The organism is Umezawaea sp., from assembly GCF_036375055.1.
Classification (GTDB): Bacteria; Actinomycetota; Actinomycetes; order Mycobacteriales; family Pseudonocardiaceae; genus Umezawaea.
In genome coordinates, this window is sequence record NZ_DASUSQ010000072.1 from 111689 (window position 1) to 127605 (window position 15917).

14 protein-coding genes are annotated in these 15917 nt (G+C 72.8%); 7 read left to right on the forward strand and 7 right to left on the reverse strand.

Annotation, left to right across the window (positions count from 1 at the left end; translation table 11 throughout):
• Positions 1-18: 18 nt before the first annotated feature.
• Complete coding sequence (locus tag VFZ92_RS20180; protein ID WP_330877526.1) at positions 19-228, forward strand: hypothetical protein; 210 nt, start codon at positions 19-21, stop codon at positions 226-228.
• A gap of 162 nt (positions 229-390) precedes the next feature.
• Positions 391-1818, forward strand: a complete 1428-nt coding sequence (locus VFZ92_RS20185; RefSeq protein ID WP_330877527.1) for a hypothetical protein — start codon at positions 391-393, stop codon at positions 1816-1818.
• On the opposite strand, the gene VFZ92_RS20190 is transcribed toward VFZ92_RS20185, so the two are convergent.
• On the reverse strand, positions 1815-2621 hold the full coding sequence (locus VFZ92_RS20190) for a hypothetical protein (protein ID WP_330877528.1): 807 nt from the start codon (positions 2619-2621) through the stop codon (positions 1815-1817). The two genes, VFZ92_RS20185 and VFZ92_RS20190, sit on opposite strands and share 4 nt — an antisense overlap.
• A 96-nt stretch (positions 2622-2717) precedes the next feature.
• On the opposite strand from VFZ92_RS20190, the gene VFZ92_RS20195 reads away from it, so the two are divergent.
• On the forward strand, positions 2718-3950 hold the full coding sequence (locus tag VFZ92_RS20195) for a DNA cytosine methyltransferase (RefSeq protein WP_330877529.1): 1233 nt from the start codon (positions 2718-2720) through the stop codon (positions 3948-3950).
• Between the two features lie 491 nt (positions 3951-4441).
• On the forward strand, positions 4442-5647 hold the full coding sequence (locus VFZ92_RS20200; RefSeq protein ID WP_330877530.1) for a thioester domain-containing protein: 1206 nt from the start codon (positions 4442-4444) through the stop codon (positions 5645-5647).
• A gap of 71 nt (positions 5648-5718) precedes the next feature.
• On the opposite strand, the gene VFZ92_RS20205 is transcribed toward VFZ92_RS20200, so the two are convergent.
• Positions 5719-7050, reverse strand: a complete 1332-nt coding sequence (locus VFZ92_RS20205; protein ID WP_330877531.1) for a BNR-4 repeat-containing protein — start codon at positions 7048-7050, stop codon at positions 5719-5721.
• A 201-nt stretch (positions 7051-7251) separates the two neighbouring features.
• Here VFZ92_RS20205 and VFZ92_RS20210 point away from each other — a divergent pair, with 201 nt between their 5' ends.
• Both VFZ92_RS20210 and VFZ92_RS20215 read left to right on the forward strand, forming a co-directional pair.
• Positions 7252-7425 (forward strand): antitoxin, encoded by a 174-nt coding sequence (locus tag VFZ92_RS20210; RefSeq protein WP_330877532.1) that lies wholly within the window; start codon positions 7252-7254, stop codon positions 7423-7425.
• Between the two features lie 77 nt (positions 7426-7502).
• Complete coding sequence (locus VFZ92_RS20215) at positions 7503-8063, forward strand: putative glycolipid-binding domain-containing protein (protein ID WP_330877533.1); 561 nt, start codon at positions 7503-7505, stop codon at positions 8061-8063.
• Position 8064: 1 nt separating this feature from the next.
• Here VFZ92_RS20215 and VFZ92_RS20220 read toward each other — a convergent pair whose 3' ends face one another.
• From VFZ92_RS20220 to VFZ92_RS20240, 5 genes are all read right to left on the reverse strand, one after another.
• A complete protein-coding gene (locus VFZ92_RS20220) occupies positions 8065-9252 on the reverse strand; it encodes a thiolase family protein (protein WP_330877534.1) in 1188 nt (395 codons plus the stop codon).
• A 64-nt stretch (positions 9253-9316) separates the two neighbouring features.
• A complete protein-coding gene (locus VFZ92_RS20225; protein ID WP_330877535.1) occupies positions 9317-11212 on the reverse strand; it encodes a hypothetical protein in 1896 nt (631 codons plus the stop codon).
• A gap of 55 nt (positions 11213-11267) precedes the next feature.
• Positions 11268-13094 (reverse strand): fibronectin type III domain-containing protein, encoded by a 1827-nt coding sequence (locus VFZ92_RS20230; RefSeq protein ID WP_330877536.1) that lies wholly within the window; start codon positions 13092-13094, stop codon positions 11268-11270.
• Between the two features lie 10 nt (positions 13095-13104).
• Complete coding sequence (locus VFZ92_RS20235) at positions 13105-14082, reverse strand: prephenate dehydrogenase (protein WP_414719960.1); 978 nt, start codon at positions 14080-14082, stop codon at positions 13105-13107.
• Positions 14083-14123: 41 nt separating this feature from the next.
• Positions 14124-15335, reverse strand: coding sequence for a M20 family metallopeptidase (locus VFZ92_RS20240; protein WP_330877538.1), 1212 nt, complete (start codon positions 15333-15335; stop codon positions 14124-14126).
• A gap of 89 nt (positions 15336-15424) precedes the next feature.
• Between VFZ92_RS20240 and VFZ92_RS20245 the strand changes: the two genes are divergently transcribed.
• A complete protein-coding gene (locus VFZ92_RS20245) occupies positions 15425-15913 on the forward strand; it encodes a tRNA adenosine deaminase-associated protein (RefSeq protein ID WP_330877539.1) in 489 nt (162 codons plus the stop codon).
• Positions 15914-15917: the final 4 nt, after the last annotated feature.

A 15917-nucleotide genomic window follows, 5' to 3' on the forward strand; every position in this document is an offset into this window, starting at 1 on the left:
AGTTACCCCCATCCTGCCGTGCACACCAGCATCGACGGTGCACTGGCCGAGCACGCCGACCTGATGGCCAAGCGCCAGCGGTTCCTGGAGGACGCCGCGGCGATCGTCGCCGCCGCGCCCGCGTCCGAGGACGAACTGTCCACGTTGCACATCGCGTTCCCGAAACCCAAGGGCGCCCGCGCGTTCCTCAACCGGGTTGACCAGGTGCTCCGCGACGCCGCTCGCTGATCTCCGCCGCGAGGAGGGCCGTCGTCGGGACCGCGTCCCACGACCTTCACCCGGTTGTTGCCGGACCGTGCTTCGCCGCCGTGAGGGCGTGCCTCTACAGTGCGGATCACCCGGCGCTCGCCGGTGCTCTCCTCCGCTGCTCATCAAAGCGAGATCTCGGCGATGACTCCTGTCTTCCTCGCGCTCCACGAGCGCCTTCGCACGTTGTTCGGCGACCGCAAGGTCGTGCTCGCCGGGGGGACGCGGCTCAGTAGTCGCGTCTCCGAGCTGAACCAGCTCGGAGCTCGCCACACGCTCGTCCTGTCGACGGACGACCACGCGCCGCTGCACGACTCCGAGGTCTCCCGCTGGGTGCCGCTCGGCATCGCGGGCGGGTTCGTCGCGGTGGAGCAGCGCAGGCTGACCCAGCTCCTCGAACGCCCGAACGCCGAGGTGCGCGCGATCCTCGACGACTTCGACCCGGAGGGCGAGGCGCTGGTCATCAGCACCCCGTACATCTCCACGGCCGAGTTCGCGGGCCGTCCCGTCCTCAACGCCCGCCGCCCCGAGTGGGTCGAGCTGGAGAACAAGACCACGATCGACGCGCTGTGGGACGAGCTGTCCGCGCCGCGCGCCCCGGCCGTGGTGCTGGACCTCGACTTCGAGGCCCTGTGGGTCGCGACCGAGAAGCTGGACCGCGGCGCGGGCGTCGTGTGGTCCGGCGACGGTCCCGCGATCAACGGCGGCGCGAACTTCGTCCGCCGCGTGCGGTCCCGCGAGGAGGCGGCCGACGCCTTCGCGGTGCTCGCGCCCAAGTGCGACTTCGTGCGCGTGATGCCGTTCCTGGAAGGGATCCCGGTCAGCGTGCACGGGATCGTGTTCCCGGACGGCACGGCGGTGCTGCGGCCGATCGAGATGGTCGTCCCGCGCCGCGCGGGCTCGGCGAGGTTCCTCTACGCGGGCTGCGCGTCCTACTACGACCCGCCCGCGTGGATCCGCGACGAGATGCGCAACCTGGCCCGCCGCGTCGGCGAGCGGCTGCGCGAGACGGTCGACTACCGCGGCACGTTCACGCTCGACGGCATCGCGACCGAGGACGGCTTCCTGCCGACCGAGATCAACACCCGCTACGGCGGCGCGATGGTCTGCTTCGAGGACGCCCTGCCGCAGCTGCCGGTGTCGCTCGTCCAGGTCGCCCTGGTGGCCGGGCACGACCTCGGGATCTCGTCCATGGAGTTCGAGGAGCTGCTCGTCGGCGCGGCCGACGGCTTCCGCGCGGGCTCCGTCGGCGCGAACGTCCGCGCGGTCAACCCGACCGAGGTCGTGGAGCGGCCGGTCGTCTTCACCGACTGGTCGTGCCGGTTCGCGCACCCGGAGGAGGCCCCCCAGGCCACCCTGAGGCTGCGCCCGTCGCCGCTGGGAGCCCGCCTGGAGCTGGACTTCCACGCCGAGCAGCTCCCGAACGGCCGCCCGGTCGCCGCCCTCACGGTCGCCGCGTTCGCGCTGGCCGACCAGGAGTGGGGCACGTGCCTCGGCCCGCTGGAGCCCGCGATCCCGATCGAGGACGAGGTCCTCACCTCGGTCGAGCTCGGCGAGGCCGTCACCGCCTAGTAGGACTCCGGGTCCGGCTGGCCCTTCTCGCCGTACGCGGCGAGGAAGGCCAGCCGGTAGCCCATGAGCGCCATGGTGACCGCGCCCGGCTGGTGCGGCGGGTACCCGTCGTCCTCGTAGGCGCGCAACAGGTCCGGGTACTCCTGGGCGGTGCCCAGCAGCGCCCAGTGGTCGGACTCCTCGCCCTGCACGAGGTGGTGGGCGACCGCCGCCGCGTCGACGAGCACGGCGGACGAGTGGTGGCTGGTGCCGTGCGCCATGCCCCACACCACGTGCGCGGTCTGCTTCGGCACGGCCTCCGGCACGGCGGTCGCCAGCGCGACCACGCACGCCACCTCGGCGTTGGCCAGCGACTCGAACACCTTCGGCGCCGCTTTCGCGACGGCGTAACGGGTCTGCGTGATCCAGTCGGGTGACAGCCGGGGGAGTTCGCGGCCGAGGGCGTTCCACCGCCGCCAGGTGCGCTTGCCGTCCTCGGTGAACCCGCACCCCGCCAGGCCGAGCGCGGCCAGCAGGAAGATCAGCCGGTCGCGGACGTCCGGCGCGACCTTGTAGTTCGCGCCCAGCTCGGCCAGGAACGGCACGGCGGAGGCGCTCGCCTCGGACACGGTGTCCTCGGGCAGCAGCCGGGTGACGAGCCCGGCCAGCGACGCCCCGCGGACGGACCGGTCCTCGTCGACCACCCCGCGCAGCAGCTCGTCGACCCCGCGCGCCGACCCGCGCCCGTCCGACAAGTCGTTCCAGGGCACGGCTTCCAGACCACGCAACGGATCCGGCCGTTGCCAGGCGGGCGGCAGCTCCATAGCCGGGAACCTACGGGATGCCGTGTGGACAGCGGCGTCGCCGGGCGGACGGGTCGTCTGCGACAACGGGTGACACCCAGCCGTACGATCACGCACGTGCCGTCGCCCGTAGCCCTCCGCGGCGCCACCTACCGGGTGGCGGACCTGTTCTCCGGAGCCGGTGGGATGAGCCTCGGCTTCCACGCCCACCCCGACTTCGCGGTCGTCGGCGCGGCCGACGCCCAGATCGGCAAGCCGTCCTCGAAGCTGGGTTCGTTGCGCTGCAACGGCACCTACCGGGCGAACATCGGGATCGACCCGCTGGGGTTCGACCTGGCCGCGGTCGACCCCGTCGACGTGCGCGAGGCGTGGGGCCTGCGGCGCGGTGAGCTGGACGTGCTGGTGGCGTGCCCGCCGTGCTCGGGGTTCAGCCGCACCACAGCCGCGAACCACCTGCGCGACGACCCCCGCAACTCCCTCGTCGGCAGGGTGGCGGCGTTCGCGGCCGAGCTGCGCCCGCGCGTGGTCCTGATGGAGAACGCCCGCGAGCTGGTCAAGGGCAGGCAGCGGCACCACCTCGAAGGGCTGGTCGACGAGCTGGAGAAGCTCGGCTACCGGGTCGCCGCCGGGTCGCACCTGCTGTCCCGGTTCGGGCTGCCGCAGCTGCGCGAGCGGGCGCTGGTGGTGGCCGTGGACGCCGGGCTGCCGCTGCGGACGCTGGAGGACGTGTGGGAGGGCTACGAGGTGCGGCCCTCGGCGATCACCGTGCGCCGGGCGATCTCGCGGCTGCCCGCCGTGCCCGCCGGGTACGCCCACCCCAAGGACCCGACGCACGTGTCGCCGTCGTTCCGCCAGGACCGGACGCTGCACCGGATGCTGGCGATCCCCGTGGACGGCGGCTCGTGGGCTGACCTCGTGGGTTCCGAGACGACCGCGGCGCTGCTCAACCCGGCCCAGTTGAAGATCATCGAAACGGGCCGCTGGGGGTCCCACCCGGACGTCTACGGTCGCATGTGGTGGGACGAGCCCGCCCGCACGATCAAGCGCGAGTGCGCCCACGTCGGCAACGGCCGGTACGCGCACCCGCAGCAGCACCGGCTGTGCACCGTGCGCGAGATGGCGCTGCTCCAGGGGTTCCCGAAGCGGTTCCGGTTCGACGTGTCCATCCTGGGCAACGCCTACCGGCACATCGGCGACGCGGTGCCGCCGATGATCGCCTACCAGCTCGCCGGACTGGTCAGGTGGATCCTCAGCGGACACGCGCCCGACGTGGCCGGGCTGTGCCTGCCGGGGACGTCGCTGCGCGCGAGCGACATCCGGGCGACGGCGCGGGCCGAGCTGGTGGCGTGACCAGCGGGTCGGCGCGTGCGCTGCTCCCGCTGGTCCAACCGGGACGCCCGACCGGCGGTGCGGTCGTTCGGCGGATCGCGCGGCCGGGCCGCCGCCCGCCGATCAGATGATCACCATTCGGTAACGGTGTGACCACGGAACGGTCAGTCCTTGACTGTTGAACCTTCATTAACAGGGTTTCACCTGCGAAAACGCTGCGGTGGACCTAGTGGTCTACCGGGTTCGCCCGGTGGTCCGCACTCCGTGAACGCGATCAAGCGGCTGGATTTGATCGTCCACTGTGGAAGGCTGACGTGCGTTTTCGCTGCTCGTGACCATCGCGGCTGGATAGAGTACCCGAAATCGATCGTCTGTAACCCGATCGGATAGTGTTCCCGCGACTCCTGTCGAATCCGCGTGAAGTTCGGGGCCCCTGAGCCCCCTGCAGGACGACAAGATCCCACATTCTTTGTCACCCGATTCGGGCTAGTCAGAGAGCTTGAAGGAGATCCATGACATCCCGGTTGAGCGCTTCGCGCATTGGTGCGGCATTCCTCGGCGCGTCCATCGCCCTGTTGGCGTCGGCGATGCCCGCCGTGGCCGAGGTCCACGTCAAGCCGAAGCCCGCGTGGGACCAGCACGGCGCCGACGTCTACGTCGAAGGCGACGACAGGCTCCTCGACACCAGCCTCATCGGTCTGGAGATCGACGGCACGAACACCAAGGTGCAGGCCTACTGCGTCGAGCTGCCGACCCCGCTCAAGGACGGCCTCCCCCTCAAGGAGGTGCCGTGGGACAAGCACCCCAACCCGAACACGAAGTTCAAGGAGAACGCCGACAAGGTCGCGTGGATCCTCCAGCACGCGTACCCGTTGGTGAACGAGGACGAGCTGAGCAAGGTCGTCGGCAAGGAACTCGACGACGACGAGGCCATCGGCGCGACCCAGGCCGCGATCTGGCACTTCAGCGACGGTGCCAAGCTGGACAAGGGCCGCGTCAAGAACGGCGACGTCATCGCGCTGTACGACTACTTGATCGGTGAGGAGAACACCGGCATCAAGGAGCAGCCGACCCCGACGCTGACCGTCGAGCCCAAGGACAAGGTCGGCGTCCCCGGCGAGCTGATCGGTCCGTTCACCGTCACCACGACGGCGGGCGAGGTCGTCCTCAAGGCCGACCTGCCCGAGGGCGTCGTCCTCGCGGACAAGGACGGCAACCCCCTGGCCGACCCGAAGGCCGGCACCCTCGCGGTGCAGGACGCGGGCACCAAGACCAAGGAGTTCTTCGTCAAGGTCCCGGAGGGCACTCCGGACGGCAAGGCGACGTTCTCCGTCGAGGCGAACGCCGAACTCTCCCAGGGCCGCCTGTTCGTCAGCAGCAACGACCAGCAGCAGACCCAGTCCCTGGTCGTGGCCTTCCCGGCCAAGGTCAGCCTGAAGGCGGGCGGCACCGTGTCCTGGGCGGCGGCCCCGGTCACCACCACCACGCCGCCGTCCACGACGGAGACGACCCCGCCGACCACGACCACGGAGTCGACGCCGGCCACCACGACGCCCGCCCCCACGACGACCACCACCCCGGTCCCCGCGGGCGGCAGCAGCGGTGACCTCGCCAGCACCGGTGCGTCGATCTTCGTGCCGCTGGTCATCGGCATCGTGCTCGTCGGCGGTGGCGCGGGTGCGCTGCTCGTGATGCGTCGCCGCAAGTCCGCTTCCTAGTTCGTCCAGCACGCAGCAGAACGCCCCCGCGAGCACCGCTCGCGGGGGCGTTCTCGTGCGTCGGGGACCCGCTAGCGGCGCCGGACGCCTGCCACGGTGATGTCGCCGTCGGCGACGGCCACGTCCCGCGCCGAGGAGGCACCGGACATCAGCACCCGGACCGGGTCGCGGAAGTCCTCGACCAACTCGATCCGCTGCACCGGCTTCGCCGTCGGGATGACGGTCTCGGCGTCCCACGTGCGTCCCAGCGTGACCCGGTAGGTGTTCACGTTGGGCTTGCCGTCCTCGGTCGCGTAGACCCGCCAGGTCAGCGGGCCCAGCGGTTCCATCTCGCGCACCCGGAGCCCGCGCGCGACCTCCTCCGTGCGCCACCGGAACCCGTCCCACCAGGACAGGTTGTCGCGCAGCGGACCCTTCGCCTCGTCACCGGTGAACCACAGCACGAACGGCTTGCCGAGCGTCGTCCCGACCAGCTGGACGTAGTCCGGCGACTTGACCCCGTTCGGCACCGCCAGCGGCGTCTCGGCGACCTTGAGGTGCGTCTCCTGGTCCACGTCGTCGACCTGCGTGCCCAGGTCGCGACCGCTCGCCGAGTAGAAGTGCAGGTTCCGCGGGTTGAACCAGGTGTAGTAGACGTTGCGGTGGTACCGGTCGTGCAGGTGTCCCTCCGGGCCGCCGCCCGCCAGCGTGTAGACGATCCTCACGCGACCGTCCGGCTCCTGCCGGAGCTGGCCGACGTAGGTCTCGTTCATGTTGTCCGCGCGGTCGGTCGACCCGAGCGCGAACGGGTGCCCCGTCAGCTCCTGCGAGGTCTTCCAGGTGCGACCGTCGTCCTCGGACACGACGTACAGCATCGGCCGGGTGTCGGTCGGGACCGACGGGTCCAGGTCGTGCGACGTCTCGCGGAAGAACACGAAGATCCGGCCGTCGGCCGTGACGAACGGCATCGGGTAGGTGGCGGCGTCCTTCGAGATCACCCGCTCGGACCAGACGCCCTCCGACGAGTGCGGCTCCGGTGCCCGGTTCAGCACCAGTTCCACGTTGTGCCTGCCGCGGAACGAGAGCAGGTGCCCGTCCCGCGCCTGCACGAGCGTCGGGTAGTTGTGGGCGTCGGAGTCGCCGTCGGCGTACTTGACGGGCGTCGACCACACACCGGTGCGGTGGTCGAAGGACTGGGCGTAGTTGTCCTCGTACCGCCCAGCCCAGGAGACGAACGTCCTCTTCGCGACGGCGTCGTACAGGCCGCCCGCGACGGGACGGCGGTCGGTGCGGGCCGCGACCGAGGTGGCCGTGGTGGTCGTCGTGAACTCGGCGGTCCGCTCCGGGGTGGCGTTCGCCGGAGGGGACAGGACCGCGAGCAGCAACAGCAGCGGCGGCGCCGTGAGGCGCGTGAGCCGAAACATCGTGGCGTTCCTCCTGGTGATGGCCGTGGGACACGGCCGACCAGGCGGCGGCGCGGACATCTTCGCACGCGGGGCGGGGGGTGGGTCCAGAGTTGACCGGGCCGCAGTTCGGCATCGGGCGTAGCGTGACCGCCGTCCGTTTGGCAGTGGGGCCCCGGGGCGTGCTCCGGTACCCTTCCCCAGGAGTGCGAAGGAGCACCAGTGAACTTCGATGAGATCAAGAACAAGGCCGCCGAGCTGCTGGAGCAGAACCACGAGAAGGTGGACGACGGCATCGACAAGGCCGCCGAGTTCGCCGCGGGCAGGTTCGGGCACGAGGACCAGATCAAGTCGGTTGCCGAAAAGGCCAAGGACTTCCTTCCGGGTGGGCAGTGAACTCGTTCAACACGGATGAGCGGGTGGCCCCTGCCGGGGAGACCCGCTCTCCTTCCGCGTCCGCACGTCGTCCCGAGATGGTGACCTGGCAGGGCTACCGGGAGCCGAGGCTCGAACAGGTGCGCCTGCTCCTGTCCGACCAGCGGCGCCTGCGCGCGTCCGGTCGCCTCGTGACGGCTGGTCCCGACGAGCAGTTCAGCGCCTCCTTCGAGCTGGGCGTCGGCGAGGAGGGCACGGTCAAGCGGCTGCTCCTGCGCAGCGCCACCGTGGAGGAGGAGAAGCAGATCTCCCTGAGCCGGGGCGCCGACGGCGCCTGGCTCGTCGACACGGGCAAGGGCTCCGAGCGGGCCGAGTTCGACGGCGCGATGGACGTGGACGTCCAGTTCGTCGTGCTGTTCAACTCGATCCCGATCCGGCGGCTCGGGCTGCACCGCGAAGCGGGCGAGGCCGCGCTCCCGGTCGTGCGGGTGTCGCTGCCGGACCTGTCGGTGAACGTGGTCCAGCAGACGTACCGGACGGTCTCGGTCGGCGAGGAGACCTCGGTCGTCCACTTCAGCTCCGGCGACTTCTCGTCCGACCTGGTCGTGGACGCGCAGGGCGTGGTCGTGGACTACCCGCAGGTGTCGCACCGCATCTAGGTCACGCCCGGACGGCGATGGCCAGCCCCTGGCCGACGCCGACGCAGGCGGCGGCGATGCCCAGTCCGCCGCCGCGCGCCCGCAGGTGGCGGCACAGGTCGAACACGACCCTCGGCATCGACGCCCCGAGCGGGTGGCCGTACGCGATGGCGCCACCGTGCACGTTCACCTTCTCCCGGTCGATCTCGGGCAGGTGGTGCAGCACGGACAGCGCCATCGCGGCGAACGCCTCGTTGATCTCCCACAGCGCCACGTCGGCCGCGTCGATCCGGCGCCGGGCGAGCAGCTTCCGGATCGCGCTGACCGGCGCGAGCGTGAACCGCTGCGGCTCGACCGCCGTGACCGCGCTCCCCACGACCTCGCCGAGCGGCTCCAGCCCCAGTTCGGCGGCCACCTCGTCGGTGCCCATCAGCGCCGCCGCGGCCCCGTCGCTCAGCGGCGAGGAGTTGCCCGCGGTGACCGGCCCCCTCTCCGAGAACGCCGAGTGCAGCTTCCGCAGCTTCTCGACGCTGGTGTCCGACCGCACGGACTCGTCGCGGCGGATCGCGGTCCCGTCCGGGCGCTGCACCGGGAACACGAAGCCGTCGTGCACGCCCGCGTCCCACGCGGCCGAGGCCCTGCGGTGCGACCGCAGCGCGAACGCGTCCATCTGCTGCCTGTTGACGCCGAGTTCCCCGGCCACGGTCTCGGCGGCGCGGCCGAGCGGCACGGTCCACGTCGCGGGCATCCTCGGGTTGACCAGCCGCCAGCCCACCGCCGTGGACGCCGTCTCCAGCCGGTCCGCGAACGGCTTCTCCGGCCGGGGCACCACGAACGGCGCGCGCGTCATGCCCTCCACCCCGCCGGCGATCAGCAGGTCCGCGTCGCCCAGCGAGATCGCCCGCGCCGCCTGGACGACCGCCTCGCCGCCGGAGGCGCACAGCCGGTTGACCGTCGCGCCCGGCACGCTCGTCGGCAACCCCGCGAGCAGCGCGGCCATCCGCGCCACGTCGCGGTTCTCCTCACCGGCGCCGTTGGTGTTGCCGTAGAGGACGTCGTCGATCCGGGCCGGGTCCAACCGGTCGCCGTGCCTGCGCATCAGCTCGCTGATCGGCAGCGACGCCAGGTCGTCCACCCGGATGCCCGCCAACCCTCCCCGGTAGCGGCCGAACGGGGTGCGGGCGACGTCGAGGACCAGGGCACGCGACATGCCCCCATCTAACCCCCGGAGGCGGTGGTCGGCTCTTCGTCGCGGGACCGGTCGGACCGCCCGGCTACTCGGCGATGAAGAACGACACGAACGCCGAGGCGGGCCTGGTCGTGCTCTCGGTGCTGAACGCCTTGACCTCGATCATGTGCGGACCGGGGGCCAGGCCGCTGGTGTTGAGCGCGAGCCGCCACCGGCCCGCGACGGCCGGGCCGTCGTCGGTCGTGGGCACGCCGGCCACCTCGTCGCCGTCCAGCCGGATCGTGAACCCGGCCAGCCCCGGCAGCCGCGCGGTCGTGCGCCTGCCCTCCAGGCCGTCCAGCACGACGTCGAGCACCAGCCTGCCCGCCTGGAGCGGTTTGCCGTCGGGCACCGGCTCGCCGCTCGCGTCGAGCACCGTGCCGGTCGCCCTGGCCAGGTCCAGCTCCACGCCGTTCAGCGCCTCGGTCTCGGTGCTCGGCGCGGCGGCGGCGCGCGCGCCCGGCCTCGGCACCAGCTCCAGGTCCACGTGGGTCAGCTGGATCCGCATGGGCCTCGGCGTCACCACGCTGACCACCACCTGCTCGGTGCGCCCCAGCAGCACCAGCGCCTCCCGCGGCAGGTCGGCGACCACCGGGTAGCCGCTCTCCGGACGCCACGCCGTGCCCGGCACGGCGGGCCGCAGCGGCACGACCACCTTCCCGCCGACCAGCGCGGTGAACTCGGGCGCGACCCCGGATCCGTCGGTGTGCACGACGTTCATCCGCAGCAGGCCGCCGAGCACGTCGGGCAGCGGTCGCGCGCCGGGGTCGTCGGCCGTCGGACCGCCCACCTCGACCCGGACGTCCGGCGGGGGCACCAGCGGCGGTGTCGGAGCCGACCGGCCGCCGAAGGCGATCAGGTCCACGTGCACGCGCTCACCGGACGGGCCGACGACGCCGACCAGCGCGGTCGCCTCCGTCCACTGCGGCACCACCTCGCCCTTCGCGACCAGCGCGCCGTCCCGCAGCACCCGCACGCCGTCGCGGCGCAGCACCACCTCCCACCGCTGGCTCACACCGAGGCGCGCGACGGGCACGGGGTGCGGCTGCTCGTCGGTCGGCGCGATCCTCGGCGTCCCCGGCGCCACGAGGACCTGCGCGGTCGTCGTGCCCGCGCTGGACGCGATCCGGGCCCTGACCGCGCCGGGCGGCAGACCGACGGCGTCGACCGCCCGGTCCGCCGCCATCTCCGCCGGGACGCCCGAGACCACGCTGACCGGGCCGGGCACCAGGTCGAGGAACAGCTCACCGTCCACGCCCGGCGCGTCCGTCTCCACCGCGAACCGGCCCAGCTCGTCGGAGTCCGCCAGCGCGAACGGGGTCCGCGAGCGCAGCACCACCGGTGCCGCGGCGCAGTTGCTGCTGATCACCAGCCGCCGCGCGTCGTCGCCCGCGCCGGGGGTGGCGCGGGCGCAGTTCTCCCGCGTGGCCAGCCGCCACCGGGCGGGGTCGGGGGCGTTGGGCTGGTCGAACCGGTCCACCAGCACGTACCTGTCGTCGGTCGAGGTGTCGGTGCGCGGCGTGCCCGACCCGGTCGCGGGCGTCGACCGCTTGCCGAACGAGTCGACCGCGCGCACCTCGACCCGGTACTCCCGCCCGTCCTCCAGGCCGTCGAGCTGGGCGACGGGCTGCGCGACCAGCAGCACGTGGTCGAGCTCCGCCCCACCCCACCGCACCTCGAAGCCGGGGGAGTCGCCTGCCCAGCGCAGTTGCAGCCGCTGGGGCCCGGACCGCACCACGAGGTCCCCCGGCGGCTCGGGTCTCTCCGTCGAGGGGGGCAGCACGACGCCCTGGCCCGCGAACTTCGTCAACGACGTCGGGGGCGGCGGGACCGGCGTCGTCGTCACCGGCGGTCCGGTCAGCCCCGTGGCCCGCAGGACCACGACGGCCCCGCCGAACAGCACGAGACCGGCGGCCACCACGGCGATCCGACGTCGGTCCATGGCGCCAAGCTAGGCCGAGCACCGACCGCGGTCACTAGTCGTTGTCGACCCGAGATCAACGGGTCCGGATCTCGAACGACTGCTGGGTGTCCCTCGGGGAGAGCGACGGGTCCTTCGGCTGCACGCGCGCGGTCACCCGGTGGGCGCCCGGCCGCAGGTCCGCGGTGTCCAGCCAGAACTCGTACCGCCCACCGGCCGACGCCCCGTCCGCGGCGGTCGGCAGCGTGACGATGCGGTCGCCGTCCAGCTCGACCTCGATGCCGGAGGTCTCCGCCACGACGTGGTCGTGGCCCGCGTCCAGCTCGACGACCAGCCGCACCCTGCCGCCCTGCGGGAACGGCGTCGGCGGTGACACGTTGGTCTCGTGCTCCACGCCCAGCTCCGGCTGGGCGACCCGCCGCACCAGCCCGCCGAGGTCGGTGACCCGCGGCAGCCTCCTGGCGGGCGCGTCGACGGCGTCGCGCACCACCACGTTCGCGCTGACCGAGTCGATGTCGGTGGTCGAGGTGAGCCTCAGCTTCGGCGAGTCGCCGATCGCCGGGTCGGGCAGCGGGAAGTCGGCGTAGAGCGTGGTCGACACCGTCGGACCGACGGTGCCCCACGGGAACATCGGCTTGGCCAGCACCTCCCGGTCGCCGAAGCGCACGGTGACCGGCGCGTCGTTGTTGCCGTACACGCCCGCCACGACCCGCAGCGACTCCGCGCCCGCGAACTGCGCCGACGACACGGTCCCCAGCGTCGTCGCGGACGGCTCCCGCTCCGACGGCCCCAGCGGGATGATCGACGTCGACCTCGGGTTCTCCGCACCGCCGCCGACGCCGAACGAGTCGATCGTCGTGCCGCGGGCGTCGCGGAACGCCAGCCGCGCGCGGGCCCTGCTCCACGGCACGGCGGCCGGAGCGGCGGCCAGCACCTCGCCGTCGCGCACCGCGACCACCGCGTCCTGGAGGATCCGCAGCTCCCACCGGTGCCGCACGCCGGTCGACGGCACGATCGACCGCCCGCTCACCGGCACGACCCGCGACGTCGTCGGCACGTCGACGCCCTTGTCGAAGCTCGCGCCGAAGGGGTTGACGTGCATGACGATCGCGCCCGGCGGGATCTGCGTCGGCGCCGACACGCTGTCGTACATGCCCAGCCACGGCAGGTCGTCGTACGGCTCGGGCAGGAGCGTGATCGCCACCTCCTGGTTGAGGCCGTTCGGATCCGTGCCGGGACCGTCCATCGTCAGCATCACGCGACCGCGCTCGCCGTCGTTGTCCGGCTGCGGCTCCGTCAGCACGAGCGTCATGTTCGACTGCATCTCGGCGTTGTCGCAGGTGATCTCCACCCGCTTCACGCCGGGCAGCGACCGCAGCCCGAGGCAGTCGTCGTCGCCGAGCACGCGCCACCGGTGCGACGACAGGGCAGCCTGCCCGTCGAAGTGGTCGACCGGCGCCACCAGGTGGTCGGCCCAGGCCTCGTTGTAGAGCAGCCGCGGCACGGCCCTCATGCTCGTCGGGGCCGACCGGTGGCCCTCGGCGTCGACCGCCCGCACCTCGACGGTGACCTCGTCGTTCGCGGGCAGGCCGGTCACCTCGGTCTCCGGCACCACCACCAGCCGCACCTGGTCGTGCCAGCGCACCTCGTAGCCGTAGCCCACCGTCGGCGTCCACATGGCGCGGATGCTGGTGATGTCCAGCGCCGTCAGCTTCAGGTTGGACGGCGCCGCCAGCGACTGCCTCTCCGCCCGGTACTCGACCCGGTCGTCGACGAACCGGGTCAGGGTGATCGGGTCGGTCGACGTCACCTGCGGCGGCGGAGCCTCCACCCGCAGCACGGCGACGGCCCCCACGAGCAGGGCCAACCCTCCGACGACGGCGATCAGCCTGCGGCGCTCCACACCGCCGACCCTACGAGGTCCGCGCCCTCGCGGTCGCGCCCTCCAGCGAAACGATACGGCCGCCCCGCGCCCCGAGCGCCCGCAGAGCTTCGGCCACGCCCGCGGAACCGAGGTCGATCGTCACGTCGGTCCGCTCCGCGACCCGCTGCGCGTCCAGCGCCGTCCTGGCCCGGTGGCCCGCGTCGATGGTCTTCGCGAGCCCGCCAGTGGACGCCAGCGACCCCCGCGCGGCGCCGAGCCTGCCGAGCGCGTCGTCGACGGCGTCCAGGAGCGCGGTCCGGTTGCCCTCGCACATGGCGCGCACCAGTTCCGGCCGCGTCCCGGCGACCCTGGTGCCGTCGGTGAACGACCCCGCCGCCAGCGCCAGCGCCAGCGGACCGCCGTCGGCGCCCACCGCGGCCAGCACGGCCGCGAGGATGTGCGGCAGGTGCGAGATCCGCCCGACCGCCGAGTCGTGCTCGGCGGCGCTCGTCGGCACCACGTGGGCCCCGGTCGCGAGCGCCAGCGCCACGACCTCGCGCAGCACGGCCGGGTCCGACCCGTCCTCCGCCGCGACCACCCAGGCCGCCCCCTCGAACAGCGAGGCGGACCCGGCGGCCCAGCCGGAGGCGGACGTGCCCGCCATCGGGTGCCCGCCCACGTACCGGGCGCCGGGGACCAGCCCGCGGACCGCGTCGGCGACGGGCTCCTTGACGCTCACCACGTCGGTCAGCCTCGCGGTGGGGGCGAGGGCGGCGACCCGCCGCAGCACCTCGTCGACGGCGGGCAGCGGCACGGCCAGCACCACCAGCGCGTCGGCCGCGACGGCCCGGCGCAGCGCCTCGTCCGGGTCGGCCGCGACGTCGAAGCCGTCCGCTCCGGCGGCCTCCGCGTCGGCGGCGGACGTCGTGGCCCCCCACGCCGTCCACCCAGCGGCGGTGGCGGCGCGCAGCACCGAACCACCGATCAACCCCAGTCCGAGCACGCACAGATCAGGCACGCGGCACATCCTGCCGGCGTCGACCGCCACCGCCCACCGGGCGCACGTCCTCAGCGCAGCGCGTCCAGCGCGAACGCGGTGTGCAGGACGACCCCGTGCACCATGGCGTCGTCGTCGAACAGCACCCGGTTGGAGTGGTTCGCCTCCGCCACGGCGAGGTCGACGCCGGGCGGGCAGGCCCCGAGGAACGCCATGGCGCCGGGCACCCGCTCCAGCACGTAGGAGAAGTCCTCCGCGCCCATCAGCGGGTCGAGCATGGGTTCGGCCCACGCGGGCCCGATGGCCCTCGCGGCCAGGTCGAGGACGTGCGGGCCGACGACGTCGTCGTTCACCGTGACCGGGTAGCCGGGGACGACCTCGACGGTCGCGGTGCACCCGTGCGCGGCGGCCACGTGCTCGCACACCTGCCGGAGCTCCTGGTGCACCAACGTCCTCGTGGCCGCCGAGAGCGTGCGGACGGTGCCCTCCAGCAGCGCCGTCTCGGGGATGATGTTGGTGGTGGTGCCCGCCCTCAGGTGGGCGATCGTGACGACGGCGGGCTCGTGCACGCTGACCCGCCTGGCGACCATCGTCTGGAGCGCCCCCACCATCGCGGCGGTCGGCGGGACGGGGTCGATCGCGTCGTGCGGCATCCCGCCGTGCCCGCCGCGGCCCGTCACGGTCACGTGGAAGGTGTCGGCGGACGCCATGATCGGGCCGGGCCTGCACGTGACGACCCCGGACCGCAGCGTCGACGTGATGTGGACGGCCAGCGCCTTCTCGACGCGCGGACCCGCGACGTCGAGCAGGCCCTCCTCCAGCATGAAGCGGGCCCCGTGCTGGCCCTCCTCGCCCGGCTGGAACATGAACACGACCCGGCCCGCCAGCTCCGCCCGCCGCTCGCACAGCAGCCGCGCCGCCGACGCGAGCATGGCGACGTGCGTGTCGTGGCCGCACGCGTGCATCGTGCCGTCCACTTCGGACGCGTAGTCGAGCCCGGTGTCCTCCTGGAGCGGCAGGGCGTCCATGTCGCCGCGCAGCAGCACCGAGGGACCGGGCTTCCCGCCCTCCAGCACGGCCACCACGGCGCTGGTCCGCTCGCCCAAGGTGATCTTGAGGGGGAGGTCGGCCAGCGCCTCCAGGACGGCGGCGCGCGTCACCGGGAGGTCGAGGCCCTGCTCGGGGTGGCGGTGCACCTGCCTGCGCAGCGCGACCGTCCTGGGCTGCACGGCCCGAGCCGCGTCGAGCAGTCCGGCGAAGCGGGGATCCACAGTTGTGCTCATGGGTCGATACTGACATCGGACGAGCCCTCGGCGCTGCTCCCGGAGGCCCCGTGCTACCGGGTGCGCCCGCTGCCCCCTACGGTGTGCTCATGGCAGAGCAGGAGCCGGTCAACGGCTTCGCCGTCGCGGTCGTCCGGGAGGACGGCCGCTGGCGGTGCAGCACGATGGACAGCTCAGCGCTGTCCGAACTGGACGCGGCTATCACCGAGCTGCGCCAACTCCGCTCGACCGGAGCGGCCTTCGGCCTGCTCGCCGTCGACGACGAGTTCTTCATCATCCTCCGACCGGTGCCGGGCGGGGTGTCCCTGCTGCTCTCCGACGCGGCGGCGGCCCTCGACTACGACATCGCCGCGGACGTCCTCGACCTCCTGCGGGTCGACCCGCCGGACGAGGAGGACGAGGAGCTGTGGCCCGAGGGCGACCTCGGCGTCCTGACCGACCTCGGGATGCCGAAGCACGAGATGCAGATCGTCGTGGACGAGGTCGACCTCTACCCCGACGAGCAGCTCCAGATGATCGCGCAGCGCTGCGGCTTCGCCGACGAGTTCACGAAGCTGCTCGACAAGATCCAGGCGTGACCCC

Coding starts and splice junctions, on each gene's coding strand:
- VFZ92_RS20185 (WP_330877527.1), top strand. CDS start 391: ATGACTCCTGTCTTCCTCGCGCTCCACGAGCGCCTTCGCACGTTGTTC.
- VFZ92_RS20190 (WP_330877528.1), bottom strand. CDS start 2,621: ATGGAGCTGCCGCCCGCCTGGCAACGGCCGGATCCGTTGCGTGGTCTG.
- VFZ92_RS20200 (WP_330877530.1), top strand. CDS start 4,442: ATGACATCCCGGTTGAGCGCTTCGCGCATTGGTGCGGCATTCCTCGGC.
- VFZ92_RS20205 (WP_330877531.1), bottom strand. CDS start 7,050: ATGTTTCGGCTCACGCGCCTCACGGCGCCGCCGCTGCTGTTGCTGCTC.
- VFZ92_RS20215 (WP_330877533.1), top strand. CDS start 7,503: ATGGTGACCTGGCAGGGCTACCGGGAGCCGAGGCTCGAACAGGTGCGC.
- VFZ92_RS20220 (WP_330877534.1), bottom strand. CDS start 9,252: ATGTCGCGTGCCCTGGTCCTCGACGTCGCCCGCACCCCGTTCGGCCGC.
- VFZ92_RS20225 (WP_330877535.1), bottom strand. CDS start 11,212: ATGGACCGACGTCGGATCGCCGTGGTGGCCGCCGGTCTCGTGCTGTTC.
- VFZ92_RS20235 (WP_414719960.1), bottom strand. CDS start 14,082: ATGTGCCGCGTGCCTGATCTGTGCGTGCTCGGACTGGGGTTGATCGGT.
- VFZ92_RS20240 (WP_330877538.1), bottom strand. CDS start 15,335: ATGAGCACAACTGTGGATCCCCGCTTCGCCGGACTGCTCGACGCGGCT.
- VFZ92_RS20245 (WP_330877539.1), top strand. CDS start 15,425: ATGGCAGAGCAGGAGCCGGTCAACGGCTTCGCCGTCGCGGTCGTCCGG.